The sequence below is a fragment of the Seonamhaeicola aphaedonensis genome (assembly GCF_003386195.1).
Taxonomy (GTDB): domain Bacteria; phylum Bacteroidota; class Bacteroidia; order Flavobacteriales; family Flavobacteriaceae; genus Seonamhaeicola; species Seonamhaeicola aphaedonensis.
The window spans coordinates 233,487-255,896 of record NZ_QRDX01000002.1; the positions used below are offsets into that span (position 1 = coordinate 233,487).

At 33.5% G+C, this 22,410-nt stretch carries 21 protein-coding genes; 13 read left to right on the forward strand and 8 right to left on the reverse strand.

The genetic code is table 11. From position 1 onward, the window contains the following. Positions 1-8 precede the first annotated feature (8 nt). Both DFQ02_RS04730 and DFQ02_RS04735 read left to right on the forward strand, forming a co-directional pair. Positions 9-2,084 (forward strand): M1 family metallopeptidase, encoded by a 2,076-nt coding sequence (locus DFQ02_RS04730; RefSeq protein WP_116039845.1) that lies wholly within the window; start codon positions 9-11, stop codon positions 2,082-2,084. Then, positions 2,081-2,998 (forward strand): patatin-like phospholipase family protein, encoded by a 918-nt coding sequence (locus DFQ02_RS04735; RefSeq protein ID WP_116039846.1) that lies wholly within the window; start codon positions 2,081-2,083, stop codon positions 2,996-2,998. Before DFQ02_RS04730 ends, DFQ02_RS04735 begins: the two co-directional genes overlap by 4 nt. A gap of 3 nt (positions 2,999-3,001) precedes the next feature. Here the strand turns inward: DFQ02_RS04735 and DFQ02_RS04740 are convergent, their stop codons facing one another. Together DFQ02_RS04740 and DFQ02_RS04745 are read right to left on the reverse strand one after the other, a co-directional pair. Continuing rightward, positions 3,002-3,523: a DUF7935 family protein gene (locus DFQ02_RS04740; RefSeq protein WP_116039847.1), complete on the reverse strand. Its 522-nt coding sequence runs from the start codon at positions 3,521-3,523 to the stop codon at positions 3,002-3,004. A gap of 4 nt (positions 3,524-3,527) precedes the next feature. Continuing rightward, on the reverse strand, positions 3,528-5,099 hold the full coding sequence (locus tag DFQ02_RS04745; protein WP_116039848.1) for an FMN-binding glutamate synthase family protein: 1,572 nt from the start codon (positions 5,097-5,099) through the stop codon (positions 3,528-3,530). A 198-nt stretch (positions 5,100-5,297) separates the two neighbouring features. Between DFQ02_RS04745 and DFQ02_RS04750 the strand changes: the two genes are divergently transcribed. Both DFQ02_RS04750 and DFQ02_RS04755 read left to right on the forward strand, forming a co-directional pair. Continuing rightward, entirely contained in the window at positions 5,298-7,643 is a 2,346-nt protein-coding gene (locus DFQ02_RS04750; RefSeq protein WP_116039849.1) for an ATP-dependent helicase, read from the forward strand. A gap of 17 nt (positions 7,644-7,660) precedes the next feature. After that, the gene (locus DFQ02_RS04755; RefSeq protein WP_147297731.1) at positions 7,661-8,329 is read left to right on the forward strand and encodes a hypothetical protein; all 669 of its coding nucleotides are present in this window, start codon (positions 7,661-7,663) and stop codon (positions 8,327-8,329) included. Positions 8,330-8,410: 81 nt separating this feature from the next. Here DFQ02_RS04755 and DFQ02_RS04760 read toward each other — a convergent pair whose 3' ends face one another. Next, positions 8,411-9,277: an alpha/beta hydrolase gene (locus DFQ02_RS04760; RefSeq protein WP_116039851.1), complete on the reverse strand. Its 867-nt coding sequence runs from the start codon at positions 9,275-9,277 to the stop codon at positions 8,411-8,413. Between the two features lie 45 nt (positions 9,278-9,322). Between DFQ02_RS04760 and DFQ02_RS04765 the strand changes: the two genes are divergently transcribed. After that, positions 9,323-9,943 (forward strand): L-threonylcarbamoyladenylate synthase, encoded by a 621-nt coding sequence (locus tag DFQ02_RS04765; RefSeq protein WP_116039852.1) that lies wholly within the window; start codon positions 9,323-9,325, stop codon positions 9,941-9,943. A gap of 98 nt (positions 9,944-10,041) precedes the next feature. Here DFQ02_RS04765 and DFQ02_RS04770 read toward each other — a convergent pair whose 3' ends face one another. The 3 genes from DFQ02_RS04770 to DFQ02_RS04780 form a co-directional block, all read right to left on the reverse strand. Next, positions 10,042-10,878 (reverse strand): OmpA/MotB family protein, encoded by an 837-nt coding sequence (locus DFQ02_RS04770; RefSeq protein WP_116039853.1) that lies wholly within the window; start codon positions 10,876-10,878, stop codon positions 10,042-10,044. A 109-nt stretch (positions 10,879-10,987) separates the two neighbouring features. Then, positions 10,988-11,977 carry a glycosyltransferase family 2 protein gene (locus DFQ02_RS04775; protein ID WP_116039854.1) on the reverse strand — a complete coding sequence of 330 codons (990 nt, stop codon included), beginning with the start codon at positions 11,975-11,977 and terminating at the stop codon, positions 10,988-10,990. Continuing rightward, a complete protein-coding gene (locus DFQ02_RS04780; RefSeq protein WP_116039855.1) occupies positions 11,978-12,421 on the reverse strand; it encodes a type I restriction enzyme HsdR N-terminal domain-containing protein in 444 nt (147 codons plus the stop codon). A 125-nt stretch (positions 12,422-12,546) separates the two neighbouring features. Between DFQ02_RS04780 and holA the strand changes: the two genes are divergently transcribed. After that, complete coding sequence (holA, locus tag DFQ02_RS04785; protein WP_116039856.1) at positions 12,547-13,551, forward strand: DNA polymerase III subunit delta; 1,005 nt, start codon at positions 12,547-12,549, stop codon at positions 13,549-13,551. 4 nt (positions 13,552-13,555) lie between these two features. Here holA and DFQ02_RS04790 read toward each other — a convergent pair whose 3' ends face one another. Next, complete coding sequence (locus tag DFQ02_RS04790) at positions 13,556-15,049, reverse strand: YfcC family protein (RefSeq protein ID WP_116039857.1); 1,494 nt, start codon at positions 15,047-15,049, stop codon at positions 13,556-13,558. 63 nt (positions 15,050-15,112) lie between these two features. Here DFQ02_RS04790 and ung point away from each other — a divergent pair, with 63 nt between their 5' ends. The 7 genes from ung to DFQ02_RS04830 all read left to right on the forward strand — a co-directional run bounded on the left by ung (position 15,113) and on the right by DFQ02_RS04830 (position 21,912). After that, a complete protein-coding gene (ung, locus tag DFQ02_RS04795; protein ID WP_116039858.1) occupies positions 15,113-15,778 on the forward strand; it encodes a uracil-DNA glycosylase in 666 nt (221 codons plus the stop codon). Between the two features lie 452 nt (positions 15,779-16,230). Further along, positions 16,231-17,070: a 1,4-dihydroxy-2-naphthoyl-CoA synthase gene (locus tag DFQ02_RS04805; protein ID WP_116039860.1), complete on the forward strand. Its 840-nt coding sequence runs from the start codon at positions 16,231-16,233 to the stop codon at positions 17,068-17,070. A gap of 1 nt (position 17,071) precedes the next feature. Next, positions 17,072-17,974, forward strand: coding sequence for a 1,4-dihydroxy-2-naphthoate octaprenyltransferase (gene menA / locus DFQ02_RS04810; RefSeq protein WP_181896355.1), 903 nt, complete (start codon positions 17,072-17,074; stop codon positions 17,972-17,974). Positions 17,975-18,018: 44 nt separating this feature from the next. After that, positions 18,019-18,696, forward strand: a complete 678-nt coding sequence (locus DFQ02_RS04815) for a metal-dependent hydrolase (protein ID WP_116039861.1) — start codon at positions 18,019-18,021, stop codon at positions 18,694-18,696. Between the two features lie 97 nt (positions 18,697-18,793). Next, the gene (locus DFQ02_RS04820) at positions 18,794-19,846 is read left to right on the forward strand and encodes an o-succinylbenzoate synthase (RefSeq protein ID WP_116039862.1); all 1,053 of its coding nucleotides are present in this window, start codon (positions 18,794-18,796) and stop codon (positions 19,844-19,846) included. Position 19,847: 1 nt separating this feature from the next. Then, complete coding sequence (locus DFQ02_RS04825; RefSeq protein ID WP_116039863.1) at positions 19,848-20,825, forward strand: CPBP family intramembrane glutamic endopeptidase; 978 nt, start codon at positions 19,848-19,850, stop codon at positions 20,823-20,825. Positions 20,826-20,844: 19 nt separating this feature from the next. Then, complete coding sequence (locus DFQ02_RS04830) at positions 20,845-21,912, forward strand: AMP-binding protein (protein WP_116039864.1); 1,068 nt, start codon at positions 20,845-20,847, stop codon at positions 21,910-21,912. A 48-nt stretch (positions 21,913-21,960) separates the two neighbouring features. On the opposite strand, the gene DFQ02_RS04835 is transcribed toward DFQ02_RS04830, so the two are convergent. After that, positions 21,961-22,383 (reverse strand): DoxX family protein, encoded by a 423-nt coding sequence (locus DFQ02_RS04835; RefSeq protein WP_116039865.1) that lies wholly within the window; start codon positions 22,381-22,383, stop codon positions 21,961-21,963. Positions 22,384-22,410 lie beyond the last annotated feature (27 nt).

The window sequence follows — 22,410 nt, forward strand, 5'->3', positions numbered from 1 at the left end:
TTAGTTATATGAATTATCTGAGATTTATTTTCTTTTTCTTTGCTTCTTTTTTGGGGTTTTGCCAACAAACGGAGTACGTTGATTTTAAAAGAATACAAGCTGATATTGGATTTGATGTTTATCAAAACAAGGTTTATGGTGAAATTGAATGTACGTTTGAAATCATTAAAAATGTGGATTCTGTTTATTTAGATGCTATTAATATGCGATTTGAAAGGGTGAGAATGTATCCTGAAAATAAAGAAGCAGATTTATTACATCGAGGAGAAGTATTCAATGTAAATGATGACAAAAAACTTATAGTGAAGCATGGTTTTAAAAAAGGTCAAAAATATAGTTTGAAATTTTTATTTTTTAGAAATAATCCTAAGAAAGCCCTTTATTTTATTGATTGGGATGTAGTAAATGATGTCACTTCGAGTGATTCTAATTTTAATCAGAATTATATCGAGAAGAGGCAGATCTGGACCCAAGGTCAAGGTAAATACACCAGTAACTGGTTGCCAAGTATTGATGATATGAACGATAAAATAGAGTTCGATTTATCCATTACTTTTGATAAAAATTATCATGTTATTGCGAACGGCAACTTAACAAATAAACAAATAAATAACTCTACTATTACTTGGTATTATGATATGCAGAAACCTATGTCGAGCTATTTGGTGGCGTTAGCTATTGGGAAATGCAAAAAGAAAGTTGAATACTCTAAAAGTGATATTCCTTTAGAAATGTATTACTATCCAGAGGATTCACTTAAAGTTGAGCCAACATATCGCTACACTAAGCAAATATTTGATTTTTTAGAAGAAGAAATTGGTGTGCCTTACCCGTGGCAAAACTATAAAATGGTTCCGGTAAAAGATTTTTTGTATGCTGGTATGGAGAATACAAGTCTAAATATATATTCAGATGCATTTGTAGTAGATTCTATTGCATTTGTAGATAGAAATTTTGTGAATATAAATGCACACGAACTAGCACACCAATGGTTTGGTGATATGGTTACCGAAACGTCTGGGACGCACCATTGGCTTCAGGAAGGTTTTGCTACTTATTATGCGTTGTTGGCTGAAAAAGAAGTGTTTGGAGAAGATTATTACTATTGGCGACTCTACGAATACGCTCAAGAATTATTAGAACAAGATAAAGCTGGACAAAGCACATCGTTATTAGATCCTAAATCGAGCAGCATAACCTTTTATAAAAAAGGCGCATGGGTATTACATATGCTAAGGAAAAAAGTAGGTGATAAGGCATTTAAGGAGGCTGTTAGGAATTATTTAATAAAACATCAATTTAAGAATGTGGAAACTGATTATTTTATTGGTGAAGTTGAAAAGGCAAGTGGGAAAGATTTAAATGAGTTTATAAATATTTGGTTGAAAGATAAAAGTTTTTATTATTCAAAATGTTTTGATAAACTAAAGAAAGATTCTCCAATGATTTCACAATTAGACGAATTGGAAAACGAATTACTTTTTTCGTCACATTCGCCAGGTTTTTCATTACATCATTATTATGATAATGCAACATATGCTGAAATAAAAAGTCTTGTTTTTTCAAAGGAATTAATAAAATTAGTCGAAGATAAAAGTATTTACAAAAAAGGGTTAAATTCAAACGATATCAAAGTTCGTCAAGCATTAGCTCAAAACTTAATAGATATTCCTTTGGAATTGAAAGCGGATTACGAATCGCTTTTAAATGATAAATCCTATATAACTGTAGAGGCTGCCTTATCTAATTTATGGCGAAATTTTACTGAGGATAGGAAAAAATACCTCAACCAAACTAGAAATATGGTCGGGTTTAATAATAAAAACATTAGAATACTTTGGCTTACACTTGCTTTAATCACCGAAAATTATAAAATTGAAAATAAAGAACAATATTTTAATGAGTTAGTGGATTATACAAATTCAAAATACGGGTTTGAAGTTCGCCAGAATGCCTTTCAATATTTAAATTATATTCAAGCATGTAATAGTATTTGCAAAGACAATTTAAAGCAAGCCACAGTACATCATAATTGGCGATTTTCAAAGTTTGCACAAAAACTCTTAAAAAGCATAGATAGATGAGAGCATTAGTAATTTCAGGAGGCGGTAGTAAAGGTGCATATGCGGGAGGTGTAGCGCAATATCTTATTGAAGAGGATGGAAGGGATTATGATATGTTTTTGGGGACATCAACCGGAAGTTTATTAGTACCCCATTTGGCTGCTGGGAGAATTGATAAGTTACATGACGTATACACTAGCGTAAATCAAAATGATATTTTTAGCGTCAATCCATTTGTGATACGAAAGAAGGGAAAGCGTGAGTTTGTTTCTATAGATTTTATAAATACACTTTGGCAATTTATAAAAATGAAACGAACCTTTGGTGAGAGTAAAAATTTGCGAAAGTTAATCAGAAAGCGTTTTACAGAAGAAGAATTTGAGCTCATAAAAAAAACTAAAGATGATGTAGTGATAACCGTGTCTAATTTATCAAAAAATAGAGTGGAGTATAAGTCTATTAATGATTATAATTATGATGAATTTTGTGAATGGATTTGGATTTCTTGTAATTTCATTCCGTTTATGTCTTTGGTAAAAAAAAATGGCCATGAATACGGTGATGGAGGCTTGGGGTGTATTGTTCCTATTAGAGAGGCTATTTTAAGAGGAGCTACTGTAGTGGATGCCATTGTATTAAAATCTGAATCTATGGATCAAAACAAAGTGTTAGGTAAAAACCCTTTTTCATTAATGGTGAGCTTATTTGGGCATGTTCTTGATAGATTAGAGCGCAATGATGTAACCATTGGAAAATTAGCAGCCAAGACTAACAATGTGCAGCTCAATTTATTTTACACACCGTCTAAACTTACCGAGAACTCCTTGATTTTTAACAAAAAGTTAATGACTTCTTGGTGGCAACAAGGATATGACTATGCCAAGAAAAAATGCGGGGAAGCTAGCTCCAATGAACTTAGATTGGAAGACAAGTAATAATTACCATAAATCAGATACTTCGTCTTTTATGAAAGAAAGTGCTGCATCACTAGGGGCTTTCCGTTCCATCATTTCAGTTAAGATAACTTCACGCAATTTATTTGCTGTATCCGTTTTTTCTAGCAAGCTAGCTTTTCTAATAAGTTGAATGGTAGCATTTTTTGCAGCTGTAATAATATTCCAACATCTATCACTAATATAAATTTGTTGAGTTAGATTATGTTCAAATTCTTGTTCTATACTTTGAATTAATAAAGATTCATATATTTCTTTGTCTGGAGAATTTGGCACAACTCTAATAAGTAATTTTGAAGGAGTAATGCGCTCTAAAAATAATGCCATGCGCTCATAAGCTTGTAAACGCAATGGAAGTGAATTTATTTGCAAATCTTTTCTTAATAAAAAACGTCTTCTACCATCTTCGTTTTTTGTATGCTCTCTAAAAAAATAATAAGCGATAACTCCTGTAATTATAGCAGGAAGTGTGTATAAAAACAGGTCAATAATTCTGGAGACATCCATGGTTTTATTGGGTTTGGGTATTGTATTTACCTCCCAAATATACGCAATCTTTTAAATCTTGTATACCTGAAAATGGGACCGTATCTTTTTCATACATGTAAGCCTTGTTTAGTTCCTTTGAAAGGTTATGATCATCCACATTCATTTCTATATCACTCATTTTAAATTGACACGGATGTTCATAACCTGAGGCATGGGTGATTTCTATAAGTTCTTTTTTGAAAGTTTTAAAATATTGAGCTAACCTAACAGATTTTAAAGTAGGATCAATGCCGTTTTGTAACCATTTACTTTGTGTGGCAACACCACTGGGGCAGCGGTTTGTATGGCATACTTGAGCTTGAATACAGCCTATACTCAACATAGCTTCTCGGGCAACATTAATACAATCAACACCCATAGCAAAAGCCATAGCTGCTTTAGCCGGAAATCCCAGTTTACCACTACCAATAAACACAATCCGCTCTGTTAATCCCTTACTCTTAAAAAGCTTATACAAATCACTAAAGGCATAAACCCAAGGTAATGACACATGGTCTGCAAAACTTGGGGGAGCAGCACCAGTACCACCCTCACCACCATCAACTGTAATAAAATCAGGGCCTTTCCCTGTTTTAATCATTAAATTTGCCAACTCTTCCCATTGGTCTAATTTCCCAATAGCAGCTTTAACACCTACTGGCAAACCAGTGGCTTCAGCAATATCTTCAATAAAATCCAACATTTCAGGAACATTAGAAAATGCAGAATGATTTGGAGGTGATAATACATCTTTTCCAACCTCAACACCACGTATGCTTGCTATTTCTTTTGTAATTTTTTTTCCGGGTAGAACGCCACCTTTACCTGGTTTTGCCCCTTGTGATAATTTGATTTCTATTGCTCTTATGAAAGGATTGTCTTTTACGAGTTTTACTATATTTTCCATAGAAAAATTACCATTTTTATCTCTCACCCCAAAATATCCTGTACCAAAATGAAACACCACATCACCTCCGTTGCTGTGATAAGGAGACAATCCGCCCTCTCCTGTGTTGTGGTATGCATTTGCAAGATAAACACCTTTGTTTAAAGATTCTACGGCCTTGGCAGATAGGGAACCAAAGCTCATAGCAGAAACATTTATTATGGATCCTGGTCTGTAAGGTTTTTTACGTTTATTGTAAAGTCCCATAACTTTGGCGCAAGGGAGAAAAGTTTTGTCTAATGTATTAGGATGCTGTTTTTCAATTTTAAACGGTATCATAGCATTATTTATAAAAATATGCTGATGTTCATAAATATCTCTATCGGTTCCGAAACCTTCATAGTTATTCTCTTTTTTTGCCGAAGCATAAATCCAACCCCTTTCTATCCGGTTAAACGGAAGTTCCTCCCTATTGTTGGCAACAAAATACTGGCGCATTTCAGGACCAATACTTTCTAACCAATAACGCAAATGCCCAACCACTGGATAGTTATGACTTATAGTGTGGGCTTTTTGAAAAAAAATATCGCGTATGGCAACAAGAGCCAAAACAATTAAAACCCAACCCCACCAAGATATGTTTGATAGTAAATTAATAAATGTATCCATTCTTTAATTAATGATTTGTGTTTAAATATATTTAAAATTTTAGAGACGCATGGATTGTTTATAATTATTGATAACTAGCACCTGTTTAAATGTAAACAATGGTTATTTTAGATTCCCGTTTTAAAATAAACGACCGTATCAAAGAAAACCTAGATGCAACATCTGGGATATTCTTTTTGAATTAAAAATGAAGTGGATTTGGAAAAGTATTTAAGTCAGTTAAATGATGCACAATTAGAGCCAACTACGCAAATTGATGGCCCTATGATAGTTATTGCAGGGGCGGGCTCTGGAAAAACACGTGTGCTCACTTACAGGATTGCTTACATGATGAGCAAAGGAGTAGATGCCTTTAACATTTTAGCACTAACGTTTACCAATAAGGCAGCACGTGAAATGAAAGAGCGTATTGCTAGTATTGTAGGTGATAGTGAAGCAAAGAATTTGTGGATGGGAACGTTTCACTCTGTGTTTGCAAGAATTTTACGTTCGGAAGCCGATAAGTTAGGTTACCCCAGTAATTTTACAATTTATGATACCCAGGATTCTGATAGATTAATAGCCTCTATCATCAAGGAAATGAATCTTGATAAAGATATTTACAAGTATAAACAGATTCGTTCTAGAATTTCGTCTTACAAAAACAGTTTGATTACAGTTAGAGCTTATTTTCAAAACCCAGAGTTAATTGAAGCAGATGCTATGGCACGTAGACCCAGAATGGGTGATATCTATAAGGCATATGTAGACAGGTGCTTTAAAGCTGGAGCGATGGATTTTGACGATTTATTGTTGAAAACCAATGAACTTTTAACACGATTTCCAGAGGTTTTGGCCAAATATCAAAATCGATTTAAATATATTTTGGTTGATGAGTATCAGGACACCAACCATTCTCAGTATTTAATTGTGAGAGCGTTGTCTGATAAGTTCCAAAATATATGCGTGGTAGGTGATGATGCGCAGAGTATTTATGCTTTTAGAGGCGCCAACATAAATAATATCCTGAATTTTCAAAAAGATTATGATGATGTAAAAGTCTTTAGATTAGAACAGAATTATCGTTCTACTAAAAATATTGTTAATGCCGCCAATTCGGTTATTGATAAAAATCAAACCAAGTTGGATAAAATAGTTTGGACCGCGAACGAAGAAGGAAGTAAAATAAAAGTGCATCGTTCCTTAACCGATGCCGATGAAGGACGTTATGTGGCTAGTACTATTTTTGAGAATAAAATGAATGAGCAACTACAAAATAGTGATTTTGCAATTTTGTATCGTACTAATGCTCAGTCACGTTCCATTGAGGATGCCTTACGTAAACGGGACATACCCTACAGAATTTATGGTGGCTTATCATTCTATCAACGTAAGGAGATTAAGGATGTATTATCGTATTTACGACTGGTTATCAATCCGAAAGATGAAGAAGCTCTGAAACGGGTTATTAATTTTCCACCTAGAGGCATAGGTCAAACCACATTGGATAAGTTAATTGTTGCCGCTAATGGATATAATCGCTCCATTTTTGAGGTTATGAAAAATATTGACAAAACCGATATTAACATAAATTCCGGTACCAGAACCAAGCTTCAAAATTTTGTAACGCTTATTGAGAGTTATCAGGTAATGAATCAAACTGTCGATGTTTTTGAGCTGGCTGAGCATGTTACCAGAAGTAGCGGACTAATAAGAGAATTTAATAAGGATGGAACACCCGAAGGTGTTACCAGAATGGAAAATATTGAGGAGCTTCTTAATGGTATGAAAGACTTTGTTGAAGGCCAGAAAGAATTGGCAGACGCCACAGGTTCTTTAGCGGAGTTTTTAGAAGATGTAGCCTTGGCAACCGATTTAGATAATGATAAAGGTGACATGAATAGAGTGGCGCTTATGACCATTCACTTGGCTAAAGGTTTGGAGTTTCCATATGTTTATATTGTTGGACTTGAAGAAGATTTGTTTCCAAGCGCCATGAGTATGAATACACGTAGTGAATTGGAGGAGGAGCGAAGGTTGTTTTATGTAGCACTCACACGAGCCGAAAAGCAAGCCTATTTAACGTATGCATTGTCACGTTATCGTTGGGGAAAGTTAATAGATTCTGAACCGAGTAGATTTATAGAAGAGATAGACGACCAATATTTAGATATTCTAACACCACCCGAAGAACGTCGATTCAATCCGATGTTAGATGCCGATATTTTTGGTGATGTAGAACCCAATAAAATTAGATTTAAACCTGCTAAACAGCCTAGTTTTAAAAAAGGAGCTACTAAAAAAGAACCCGTTAAATTTCAGGTGTCGACACCAAAAAACCTCAAACCAGTGGCAAAGCCTAATAATTCTAGTAGTAACAGAGATACCAATTTATTTGATAGTAAATTGGTGGTTGGTAATATGGTAAAACACTTGCGTTTTGGAACGGGGGAAGTTTTAAAAATAGAGGGCAAAGGCGCTGACATGAAAGCCGAAATTAAATTTGATACAGGTGGCGTCAAGAAATTGTTGCTAAGATTTGCTAAATTAGAGGTAGTAGGTTAATTTAAAGTTACATAAATATGAAATATTTTTTGATACTATTTTCTTGTTTTATCTCTTTAAGTTTGTACGCTCAAAAACCTGATGGTGGTGTGGGTTTTCAAAGAGGAAGTCAGAGTGTTGGACCAGCACAAGGTGATGGGTTTCAAGGACAAAGACCCACTAAATTTGATCCTTATAAATCAGCAGGTATTGTATATCATGATGTTGGTAGCGTTATAAAAAAGCTTAAAATCAAAAATGATAAAGAGTTAAAGCAGAGTGTTGAAAAAGTTATTTCAGATTACAATGATAGATTAAAAGAGATTAGTTTGGAAAACAAGACTAATTTTGATACACTCAATATTTACATGAATAGCACTATAAAATTATTGATGCTAAATGGAGGAGACACAAATAAAATGCAAGAAGTAAGAACATCTGTTAGAGATAAAATAAAACCGGTGAGACAAATGGTCATGAACGAAGAAAGAAATCTGCATAAGACGGTTACAGGTTTATTAGATGAAAAACAACTAAAGCGATGGAAAAACTATATGAAGGAATTTAAAACCAGCTCAAGACCTCAAAGAAACGGAGAACAAAGACCTAGTGGAAACAGTCCAGGTAATTTTCAAAGAGGACTAAATCAACAAGGAGCTGGCTCTCAAGGAAGACAAGGATTTGGAGGAGCTAACCGCCAAAGGTAGATAGTTAATATACTACCATTCCATTGATTGTAATTAGAAGGAAGTTCTAATTTCTTTTTGTTCTAATGCAGCAAATTTAACCTATAAATTGTTTAAAATAAAAGCTTTTAGTTTAGTCCAAGTATCTAAAAGGTTTAACCCTGTCCATCCATGACCTTCATTTGGATATAGAATAAATTGGTGATTTACATTTAGGCTTAGTAGTTTATCTCTTAAATCTGTACCCTGGCTTGGAGGAACCAATGGATCTTGACCACCATAAAATAAAATTGAAGAAGGAGCATTTGATGTTACCTGATGATACGGACTTATTTCTTCTAAAAAAGCAATAGTTGGGTTTGCTCCATGGGCATCAATGAATGGCTGCAGTTCAGGATTAGTATTATTTAAATAAGCAGGATCTGTGAAGTTGGTGGGGCCTACTATACTACAGACCATATTTACATTAGAATTGGTGTCAAATGCATAGCTCCAGAGTAGCGACAAATGACCTCCTGCGCTAGTACCAATAAATCCAATTTTATCAGAAATGGAGTATCTTACTTTATTGATTTTTAAGTAATTTATTATAGTTGTAATATCGTTATTTTGCATGGGATAAGGAGGATTATTACTATCTGCAAGTCTATAATTTATGTTAGCTATAGCAATATTTGGAATTTCTAGTTGAATTAAATCTTTTATATAGCTCATAGAACTTTTATCACCCGATGTCCATCCGCCACCATGAACCAAGATAATGGTTTTAGTACTAGAGGTCCTACCAGCTGGCAAGTATAAATCAAAGGTTTGGTTAACATCAGCCCCATATGAAATATCTAACTTTTGATAAGCTTCAGTGGTATTTAAACCATCATGATTATTGTCTATATCTACGCTTTCAATAGAGCAACTTAAGCAGATTAGTAAGTTTAGAATATTTAAGATGATAAATCTCAGTAATTTCATAAAAAATAATAGTTATTTTGTAAACGCTATGGCAATTTAAATATTATGGCTGAGTTTTTAAGGATTTATGAAGAAAACCCAAACCCAAAAGCGGTAGAAAAAGTGGTATCTGTTCTTAAAAGAGGTGGCTTAATTATATACCCAACCGATACCGTTTATGGCTTAGGTTGTGATATTACTAATGTACGAGCTTTAGAGCGTATAGCACAAATTAAAGGTGTTAAGTTAGAAAAAGCCAATTTTTCTTTTGTATGCCATGACTTAAGTAATTTAAGTGATTACGTAAAACAAATTGATACTTCTGTTTTTAAAATTTTAAAACGTGCACTTCCTGGACCATATACTTTTGTGCTTCCGGGATCTCGTACATTACCAAATGCTTTTAAAAAGAAAAAGACCGTGGGTATTCGTGTTCCAGATAACAGTATTGCCATAGCTATAGTTAAACACTTAGGAAATCCTATCATTTCTACATCTATTTATGATGAAGACGAGGTAATAGAGTATACTACAGATCCAGAGCTTATTTACGAGAAATGGAGCCATATCGTTGACTTGGTTATTGATGGTGGTTATGGAGATAATGAACCTTCAACCGTTATAGATTTATCTGGTGATGAACCTTTGATTGTTAGAGAAGGAAAAGGAAGTATAGATATCTTTTAGATGATTTTAGTCAATCTATTTTAACAAGCTAGTAAACACCATATAAAAAATGAAGCCCAACTTTTGTTGGGCTTTGTAAATATTTTATGAAGCTTTTATTAGTTGCTACCAGCAGAAAGTGTTTTCATTTCTTTTTCAATCATATCATAAAACTGATCGATTTTTGGTAATACTACAACACGCGTACGTCTGTTCTTTGCTCTGTTCTCGGCCGTGTCATTATCAACTAAAGGAACAAATTCTGCTCTACCTGCAGCAATAAGTTGTTCTGGTTTAACTCCTAAGTCTAAAAGTACTCTAATAATAGAAGTAGAACGTTTAACACTTAAATCCCAGTTGTCTAACAATGGCTCTTTTCTATATGATACATTATCAGTGTGGCCTTCAATCATAGCTTCAAAATCAGGCTTGCTGTTAATAACTTTAGCTACTTTAGCAAGAACATCTTTTGCTTGTGAAGTAACTGTGTAACTACCACTCTTAAATAGTAACTTATCAGCAATAGAGATAAAAACAACCCCTTTTTCTACACTAACTTCAATATCTGGATCGTTAATACCAACTTCACGTTTTAAACTAGTAACTAATGCCAACGTAACACTGTCTTTTTTGTTTATGGCATCTTGTAAACGGGTAATTTTTAAGTCTTTTTCTTGAAGGCTTTCAAGTGTTTTTTCTATGCTACTAGCGCTTTTAGAGGAGATGATTTGTAAATTATCAATTTGATTGTTAAGTCTATCTACTTGACTTTCTAGTGTTTTTGCCTTAGCTGTTGATGCTGCTCTTTCCTCTAGGCAAGAATTCAATTTTACAGTTGCTGAATTTAATAAATCTTGAGTTTCTTTTTGTTTTTCCTCTAGTGCGGTGTATTCTTTTTTAGAAACGCATGAGCTTAAAACTATTAATGATACGCTAAATAATAAGATTTTTTTCATAATGGTTTTTAAGAAAATTATATGGATTAATGTACTTCGTTGACTTTTCAGCAAAAGTATAGAAAAAACTACTTATTTTAAAGTTGTTAACAAAACTTTTGCTAAGTATTTATAAACTATTGAAATACCTCTTTTTATTTACGAAATAATCTATAACTATAGACGTTCTTTGGTAATAGTTAATCTTTACTTTTTGAGCTTTACGATTAATTAGCATTTGCTTTAAATTACGGTAATAGCTAAAATGTGCTTTGAGAATGGCTAACGTATGCTTTGGCTGTAGTTCTAGTAAAAACTTAATGCCGGCAATGCCGTCTAAAATGAGTCTGATAAAAATGATTGTAAATAAAGTGCCTTTAGCATTTTTGGTTAAAGCAAACAAACTGTTTCTAAAATTAAGAAACGTTTTTTGAGGATTGGTGTTTTTTAGCGTTGCACCACCAACATGATAAACTTTAGAAGTACCAATATACTGAATATTGAAACCTGAATTTTTGGCACGCCAGCAAAGATCAATTTCTTCCATGTGGGCAAAAAAGGTTTCATCAAAACCATTTAATTTTTTAAATGCCTTATTTCTTATAAAAAGACAAGCGCCAGAAGCCCAAAAAATATCTGTAGAATCATTGTATTGACCTGAGTCTTTTTCTATGGTATTAAAAATTCTACCACGGCAATAAGGGTAGCCAAATTTATCAATAAAACCTCCAGCAGCTCCTGCATATTCAAAGTGATCCTTTTTGTTAAAATCTAAAATTTTAGGCTGAATTATGACGGTTTTATCATTTTTTAAAAAAGCTTCAGTTATTGGTTTCAACCAGTTTTCTGTAACTTCAACATCGCTATTAAGCAAGCAGAAAATATCTTCTTCTAGATTTTTTAAGGCTTCATTATAACCCTGAGCAAACCCCCCATTTTCTTTATTTTGTATGATCTGAATTGATGGAAAATGTGTTACTACAAAGTCAACCGAACCATCTGTTGAGGCATTATCAGCTAGATATAAAGTAGCATCCTTTGAATACGCTACAACAGAAGGTAAAAACTGCTCTAACAATTTCTTCCCGTTCCAGTTTAATATGACTACGGCTACTTTCACTTAATTATAATCAGGGATATCTTTTAAAAAATTATAGCGTTCGCTTTCAAAGTCCATTTGGCAATAATAATGATTTAATCCGTTTGTTACCATTAAATAACTGGCATTGAGTACCAAATTATATCTAGCAATTTGATCGAAGGTATTTTGATCAATCTCAATGTTTGAAGCCTTACATTCTACAATTAAATGAATAGTGCCATCGGGATTAAAAACTACAACATCGTATCGTTTTTTTAAATTATTTACAATGAGCTCCTTTTCGACATTAATCAATGACTTTGGATATTTTTTTTCATTAATGAGATACTGAACACAGTGTTGTCTAACCCATTCTTCGGGCTGTAAAGCCACAAATTTTTTACGAATACTATCAAAAATAGAAACTTTATTTTCGTTACTTTTGAATCGAAACGAATATGTAGGGAAATTTAATTTTTGCACTACACAAATTTAGAATTATAATGTCATTTGGAGTTGTTTTCGTTAGAAATATTATTTGTAAGTACTCGAAACTTGACTCAAACTAAATTGTCACAACATTAACATAAACTAAAAAAACCAGGTCCTTGGACGAAGTCAAGCAACTTGTTACCGATATAAAAAACCGTAATCTTAAACCCATTTATTTTTTAATGGGAGAAGAACCTTATTACATTGATAAGATTTCCGATTTTATTGAAGAGAATGTGTTGACTGAGGAAGAACGTGGATTTAATCAAATGGTTTTGTATGGGCGCGATGTAACGGTTGAAGACATTGTGGGTAATGCCAAACGTTTCCCTATGATGGCAGAGTATCAGGTAGTCATCATTAAAGAAGCTCAAGACCTCTCTCGTACCATAGAAAAGCTGGCTTCTTATGCTGAAAACCCACAACCCACAACAGTTTTAGTGGTTAATTACAAGTATAAGAAAATAGATAAACGTAAAGCGCTTTTCAAGGCTATTAAAAAAACAGGTGTTGTTTACGAAAGTAAAAAACTTTATGAAAATCAAGTGGCCGATTGGATTAGACGTGTCCTGTCACCTAAGAGCTATTCTATCACACCTAAAGCTGCTCAAATGTTAGTGGAATTTTTAGGAACAGATTTGAGTAAAATCAATAATGAACTTGATAAACTGCAAATAATTTTACCTAAGGAATCCCAAATTACACCAGAGCATATTGAGGAAAATATAGGTATTAGTAAAGATTTCAATAATTTTGAATTGCGCAAAGCTGTAGGAGAACGTAATGCGGTTAAAGCTTATAGAATAGTGAATTATTTTGCAGATAACCCTAAGGAAAATCCTATGGTTGTAACCGTTTCGTTATTATTCAACTTCTTTTCACAATTACTTCACTTCCATGGATTGAATGATAAATCGCCAAGAAATGTAGCCTCGGCTTTAAAAGTAAACCCTTATTTTGTTAATGAATACATTACAGCGGCTAGAAACTATCCCATGAAAAAAGTTAGTATGGTTGTGGCTACTTTAAGAACCTTTGATGTAAAAAGTAAAGGTGTTGGTGCCAACGCGGTGCCTCAAGGAGATTTATTAAGAGAATTACTTTCCATTATTTTAAACTAAACCTTTAAAAATAAATAGATACTGTCAGTACAAGCATGGTAAAAATAAGGAGTATGATTACTAGAGGCATTACAAACTTTAACCATCTATCATAGCCTACTTTTACAATAGCTAATGAAGCGAGAATTAAACCTGTTGGGTTTATAAAAGCAAATAATCCCATACCATATTGATATGCATTCACAACATATTCTCTGCCTATTCCTACACTATCAGCAAGAGGAGACATTATAGGCATGGTTAAAACGGCCATTCCAGAAGACGATGGAATAAAAAACGATAAACCTCCATAAATATATAACATAGTATTGATGAAGATGCCCTTATTCATATTGTTAGTGGCATTACTGGCATAATAAAGCATAGTGTCACTTATTTGTCCGTCATCCATAAGCACCGAAACACCTCTAGCAATACCTATAATTATAGCAACTCCTAATAAATCTCCCGCGCCTTTTACAAAGGTTTCAACAAAAGTAAATTCTTTTATTCTACCAATAATACCTATAACAATAGCGCCTATAAGAAAGACCGCTATCATTTCTTCAAACCACCATTCGAACATAGCCACACCAATTACCATCACAATGAAACACAGTGCGAATACAATTAAAATGAAAAGTGTTTTGGGACTAAGTTTTTCATCTGAATTAATATTGTTTTTAAATAAGTTCTCTATTTCCTCCTTTTGATCATAAATCACAGATTTTGTCGGATCCTTTTTTACACGCTTTGCATATCTGTGAATGTAAATAATACAAATGAGCAATCCAATTGCCCACATAATTATTCTAGATGTTAAACCAGTAGTCCAATTAATTCCGGCGGCATCTGATGCTACAATGGAGCTAAACGGATTTACCGTAGAGCACATAGTACCAATAGACGAGCCAATATATATACAAGCTAGTGCTACCATAGCATCATATTTTGCAGCTAAAAAAATAGGTATAAGAATAGGGTAAAATGCAATAGTTTCTTCAGCTAATCCAAACGTAGTACCACCAACAGCAATGAGGGAGGTCACTAAAATGATCAAAATAAACTCCTTGCCTTTTAAGGTTGTTGCCAGCCATGAAATACCAGCATCAAAAGCTTCGGTGTAATTCATGATGCCTATAAGACCACCAATAAATAATACCAGAAAAATAATATCAGCAGCTTCAATAATGCCTTTTATTGGTGATTTAATTAGTGCTGCGACCCCTTGTGGACGTGCTTCAACTTTTTTGTACGTATGAGGAATGCTAATGGGTTTCCATATATCACCATTAGTGAATTTTTCTATTGGAATTTTAATTTTCAGATTGTCTAAGGTTTCTTGAGTCGCTTCTAAGATTTGATGCTTGTTAGAATCCGTTCTTAAAAAATGACCTTCCGTTTTATTGTAGGTAAGGGTGTCATATTTACCAGAAGGTACTACCCAAGTTAAAATTGCAGTTAAGGCTGCAATAATTAAAAGAATAGTTTGCGCAGTTGGAAATTTTAATTTTTTCAACAGAAAATATTTTTAATTCCACCGAAGATAATATTATTTTAGTTCGAATTATAAACTCTCATTATGAATGTGGATATTCACCTTAGTTGGAAACCCTATTTGGAAGAAGAATTCAGTAAACCTTATTTTAAAGATTTAGTTGATTTTGTAAAGATAGAATATCAAAACAATGTATGTTTTCCTCCTGGAAAAAAAATATTTAATGCTTTTAACCACTGCCATTTTAATGACGTTAAGGTAGTTATTATTGGTCAAGATCCGTATCATGGGCTCAGGCAAGCCAATGGTTTGTGCTTTTCTGTAAATGATGAAATTTCACATCCACCATCTTTAATTAATATTTTTAAGGAAATTGAAAATGACTTAGGTGTTCCATATCCAGAAAGTGGTAATTTATTACGATGGGCAGAGCAAGGTGTTATGCTTTTAAATGCTACACTTACAGTGCGTGCACACCATGCAGGAAGCCATCAAAAAAGAGGATGGGAAACATTTACAGATGCGGTAATAAAGATTATTAGTATGAATAAAACTAATATAGTGTTTTTACTGTGGGGCGGGTATGCAAAACAGAAGGCTAAATTAATTGACGAGAAGAAACACCATATTTTAGTCTCAGGACATCCCTCACCATTAAGCGCTAATAGAGGGTATTGGTTTGGAAATAAACATTTTAGCCAAACCAATGACATTCTTAGGAATTTAAATATTCCTGAAATTAAATGGTAGTTATTGGCTGATTAACTTCCTGTTGGTGCTAATACATTCTTGCTAGAAGCTATGGATGTATTTGGATGTATTACAATAGGTCTACTGCTAGCCCTTGAAGGCTTTTTGGTTTTGTTAACACTAAATTTTAATAAAAGAAAGTTAATGAGAACCAGAACGGAAATGATAAAAGTAATTGTTAATAACATAGGCATTTAGGGATTAAATTTCGTCAAAATACATAAATTCACGATAAAATACAAATTTATCGATTATTATTTAAGTTTCTCATACAAATTTAATAAAAAAAAGACTACAGGGTCATACGTATCTCTACATAGTTTTTATTTTTATGGAATGCATAATTTTTGCTATTGGTTTTAGTCAATATGTAAAATTTTTAACTCAAAATTTATTTAATTAACAGACCTCTATTTCTTGAAATAAATTTATTTTTGATGAAAATATAGAATATGGAGAAAGCCAATTGGGTTACAATAAAACAATACGAGGACATTACCTATAAAAAATGCAATGGTGTTGCAAGAATAGCGTTTAATAGGCCCAATGTAAGAAATGCATTCAGACCTAAAACCACCAGTGAGTTATATAATGCTTTTAATGATGCTAATGAAGATATAAATATAGGTGTTGTCTTATTATCGGCCGAAGGTCCCTCTACCAAAGATGGTGTGTATTCCTTTTGCAGTGGTGGTGACCAAAAGGCTAGGGGGCATCAAGGGTATGTTGGAGAAGATGGTTATCACCGTTTAAATATTTTAGAAGTGCAACGTCTAATTAGGTTTATGCCAAAAGCTGTTATAGCTGTAGTTCCTGGTTGGGCAGTTGGCGGCGGTCATAGCTTACATGTGGTTTGTGATTTAACCCTTGCCAGTAAAGAGCATGCAATTTTTAAACAAACGGATGCCGATGTAACCAGTTTTGATGGTGGATATGGATCAGCTTATTTAGCAAAAATGGTTGGACAGAAAAAAGCGCGTGAAATTTTCTTTTTAGGTAGAAACTATTCGGCTCAAGAAGCTTTTGAAATGGGTATGGTTAACGCTGTTATACCTCATAACGAACTTGAAGAAACTGCTTATCAATGGGCACAAGAGATATTAGCTAAATCACCTACCTCTATCAAGATGCTTAAATTTGCTATGAACCTAACAGATGACGGGATGGTTGGGCAGCAAGTTTTTGCAGGTGAAGCCACCCGTTTAGCTTACATGACAGATGAAGCAAAAGAGGGTAGAGATGCTTTTCTTGAAAAAAGAGCGCCTAACTTTGAAAAGAAATGGATTCCATAATATGAAAAAAATTTCAGTTTGGATCTCATCAATGCGTTTGCGTACGCTTCCGTTATCAATTTCAGGAATAATAGTAGCTTCATGTTTTGCAGAATATAATGGGTACTTTAGTTGGATTATCTTTGTTTTGGCTATATTAACCACACTCAGTTTTCAAATACTTTCAAATTTGGCCAATGATTATGGCGATGGGGTAAAAGGAACCGATAATGAAGATAGAATTGGGCCAGATAGGGCCATTCAGTCTGGAAAAATATCACCTGAAGAAATGCTAAATGCTATTAAAATCAATGTACTCATCTCTATTGCGTTGGCATTTTCATTAATTTTTAAAGCCTTTGGAGTTCACCACGTTTTACTAACTTTAATTTTCTTTGTACTTGGAATTTTTAGCATAGTGGCAGCTATTAGGTATACTGTTGGAGGAAATGCTTATGGATACAAAGGTTTTGGAGATGTTTTTGTATTTGTTTTCTTTGGTTTAGTAAGTGTTTGTGGTTGCTATGTTCTATATGCCAAAACCATAGACCATGTTACTATCCTACCGGCCTGTACCATTGGTTTGTTAAGCACTGCAGTGCTTAATCTAAATAATATGCGTGATTTGGTTTCAGATGAAATGTCTAAAAAGAATACACTGGCAGTAAAGCTAGGACCGAAAGCCATCAAGAAATATCATTTCACACTCATAGTATTAGCTATAATACTTTCAGGGGTGTTTGGGGTCTTGTACTATACGTCTCCTTTTAGTTTAATCTTTGTAGTGGCTTATATTCCTTTGGTTAAGCATTTAATAAAGGTATATAAAAATAAAGAGCCGAGATTATTAGATCCAGAATTAAAAAAATTAGCCTTAACAACGGTATTATTGTCAGTTCTTTTAGGTATTGGATATTTATTGTAGATAATTTTCGTAAATTTCTGTCTAAAATATTAATTACACATCATATGAAAATCACATTCCTTGGTCATGCTAGTTTATCAATTCAAGTTAGCAGTGTAAATATTATTGTAGACCCTTTTATAACTGGTAATCCTAACGCTTCACATATTGATATCAAAACAATTAAGGCAGATTACATTCTGTTAACTCATGCACATCAAGATCATATTCTAGATGTGGAGGCCATTGCTAAAAACACAGGTGCAAAAATTATTTCTAATTATGAAATTGTAACGTACTATGGTAATTTAGGTATTGAAGGCCATCCCATGAATCATGGTGGGCAGTGGAAATTTGATTTCGGCACAGTAAAATATGTAAATGCTATTCACACCTCATCTTTTCCTGATGGCGCATACGGTGGACAACCAGGTGGTTTTGTGATAGAAGGTGAACATAAAAATATTTATATAGCAGGAGATACAGCCCTAACTTTTGATATGAAATTGATACCTATGCAAACAAAACTTGATTTAGCTATTCTACCCGTTGGTGACAACTTTACAATGGGTATTAATGATGCTATTATAGCCAGTGAATTTATAGAATGTGACAAGGTGCTAGGATATCATTTTGATACCTTTGGTTATATAGAAATAGATCATGATGAAGCAAAAAGAAAGTTCTTTGAAAAAGGAAAAGACTTAATGTTATTAGAAATAGGTGAATCAATTGAAATCTAGACTTTTATGATATTGATTGTCAGATTGTTTCGATATGTCACAAGTAAGATTAAAGATACTAGGTTTAATCTAAGTTATGTAACATTCTAATAGTCTGGTGCTAAAAGCTTATTATAAAAAATATACTCTCAACTTTAAAGAAGCCAGTGGAACTTCACGCGGTATTTTAAAAACCAAAGAGACGTGGTTTATTTTTATCAATTCAAATGGTAAACAGGGGGTTGGTGAGTGCGGACTTTTTAAAGGACTTTCAGCTGATGACCGACCAGATTACGAGGCAAAGCTGCAATGGGTTTGCGAAAATATTAGCCTTGGTTTAGAAGTTTTACTTAGTAAACTTTTAGAATTCCCGAGCATTCAGTTTGGGCTTGAGATGGCCTTTAAATCTATCATGAGTAAAGATGTCTTTCAACTCTTTCCTTCTAAATTTACAGAATCTAAAGATGTTATTCCTATAAACGGCTTAATTTGGATGGGTTCCGAAACCTTTATGAAACAGCAAATTGAAGACAAAATCAATGCAGGTTTCAAATGTATTAAAATGAAAATAGGGGCTCTTGATTTTAAAACCGAGTGTCTTCTTTTAAAATCTATTAGAGATTCTTTTACCTCAGAAGAAATAGAATTACGTGTAGATGCTAATGGTGCTTTTAAGCCTTCAGAGGCCTTAGAAAAACTAAAAATTTTGTCTGATTTTGATTTACATTCTATAGAGCAACCAATAAAACAAGGCCAAATTGAGGTTATGGCAAGACTATGCCAAGAAACACCCTTGCCTATTGCCCTAGATGAAGAGTTAATAGGTGTTTTTAATGTAACAAATAAACGCAAACTGATACAAACTATAAATCCGCAATTTATTATTCTAAAACCTAGTTTAGTTGGTGGTTTTAGGGGTAGCGATGAATGGATAGAAATTGTGGAACAAAATAATACAGCGTGGTGGATTACCAGTGCTTTAGAAAGTAATATTGGGTTAAATGCTATTGCACAATACACCTATACCAAACAAAGTGAATTGCCTCAAGGACTAGGAACAGGTAGTTTATTTACAAATAATTTTGATAGTCCATTACAAGTAAAAAATGGTACCTTGCGGTACGAAAAAAATAAAACTTGGAATATAGAATTTTTAACAAAAAACTTTTAAAATGTATATAGCTCAAGCATTTAATGTATTACATGATTGGTGGCGATATTTAGTTGGTGTTGTAATTGTGGTTATTGCTGTTGTTATAGGGCAAGTTCCTTTTACGGTGGCAGTATTAGCAAAAGTGTTTAGTGAGGGCGGTAATATGAGTAATTTAGACGAATCTAAAATGTTATCAATTTTAGAACCTAATTTAAGTTTGTTCTTAATGCTTTTGTCTTTTGTTGCAGGTTTGGTTGGTGTGCTTTTAGTATCAAGACTGTTGCACAAACAATCATTTACACATTTAACAACTAGCAGAAAAAAAATAGATTGGAAACGCTTTTGGTTTGTCTTTACACTTTGGGGTGTGATATCTAGCGCATTGGTACTCGTTGATTACTTCTTTTTGGCCGAATCTGGAGATTATCAGTTAAATTTTAAGTTAGTACCATTTACAATATTGTGTATTATAGCCATCATTATGGTGCCTTTACAAACCAGTTTTGAGGAATATTTGTTTAGAGGATATTTAATGCAAGGCATTGGGGTTATTGTAAAAAACAAATGGATTCCACTCATCATTACCTCGGCCGTTTTTGGTTTATTACATATTGCCAACCCAGAGGTAGAGAAATTGGGTTATGTAATCATGGTGTATTATATAGGAACAGGGTTGTTTTTAGGAATAATAACATTAATGGATGAAGGCATGGAATTGGCACTAGGGTTTCACGCTGCTAACAACCTGTTTACAGCACTATTGGTAACAGCTGATTGGACTGCGTTTCAAACACATTCTGTTTTAAAAGATATGTCAGATCCAGGAAAGATTGGTTTTATGGAAATATTCTTCCCAGTTTTTATCGTATTTCCAATTTTGCTTTTTATTCTTTCTAAGAAATATAAATGGACTAATTGGAAGGACAGATTGTTTGGCAAAGTTAAGGTGCCACCCGAAGAAGATTATAAAATTATAGACGAGATAGGAATAAATTAATTGACTAAATAGAGAATTCATGACCCCTACATACAAAAATGTACACAATAGATTTAAACTAAACAATTACCATTATAATTATGAAGACCTCATGGAGGTTGCTTACAGCTTTACAAAAGAAGGTGAACCCTACCAAGTAGAGTTAGGACTGTTTTTATTAGATTGGTTAGATAGAGAAGATTATGTTGAGGTTCAAACATCAGGCTCAACAGGAAAGCCTAAAAAGATTAAAATTAAAAAACAGTCTATGGTAAATTCTGCCATTGTTACGGGAGATTTTTTTAACCTAACACCAGGCAAAAAAGTTTTAAACTGCTTACCCTCAAATTTTATTGCAGGCAAAATGATGATTGTAAGAGCTATCATTCTTGGCTTAGAGCTAGATATGGTAAAACCTTCAGCCAATCCAAGAATAGACTTGGTTAAAGATTATGATTTTTGTGCCTTTACACCGTTGCAACTTAAAAATTTTGCCAAATACTTAAAGTCTTTAAAAACAGCTATTGTTGGTGGTGGACGCGTTTCAAATGCTATTAAGGAAATGATTCAAGATAAAAAAACGCAGATTTATGAAACGTTTGGTATGACAGAAACTATTTCTCATATTGCTGTTAGAAAGTTGAATAATTTCACAGGTGATGAATCTGAAAAGTATTTCCAAACCTTGCCAGGTGTAACTGTATCAAAAGATAAAAGAGGATGTTTGGTTATTGAGGCGCCTCATTTAACAGATGAAAAGTTGGTGACTAATGATATTGTTGAGCTGTATTCCAACACACAGTTTGATTGGTTAGGTAGATTTGATAATGTAATCAATTCAGGAGGTATAAAGCTGTACCCTGAGCAAATAGAACAAAAACTTCAGGGAAAAATTAAAGGAGAATTTTTTGTAACCTCACAACCAGATGATGAACTAGGCGAGAAGTTAGTGCTTTTGGTTGAAGCAGAAGAAAACTCATTAGATAAAGCTGTTTTTGAATCTCTAAATAAATTTGAAATACCAAAGCGTATTTATTACATACCCAAATTTGCGCAAACACTTTCTGGTAAAATACACAGACAAAAAACTTTAGAGCTATTGAATTAGGCTCTTTGAGAATAAAAAACGCAACTCATTGAGTTGCGTTTTTTGTTTCTACTTCTGCATTTTAAAATAATAATCACAAGAGTGTTTTCCAGAACCATAAACTAAAAAGAATCCACAAACTAACAATGTAGTTATTGCTAAAACAAGGTTTGTGGTCTGCATTTCTCCTATAAAATTTATGGCAACCGCACCTACTAATATAGGTACCTGAGCAATTATAGCCCACCGCGTAAGTAGTCCAAAAGCAATTAAAATGCCTCCAAGAAAATGTGCGGGAGCAACATAGTGTACTAAAACCATAGTGCCGGCCATATTTTGTACAGGTTTTAATAATTGTGCTAACATCTCGCTATTCCCCATAAAGTCAATTCCTTTAAAAAAAAGAAAAACACCTAGGGCAATGCGTAAAATATCAATCGGGAAATAGGTATGCCTATTAGCCCATTTGTTTAATACTTTAATTGTTCCCATGACTTATAAGTTGTTGATTTATAAATC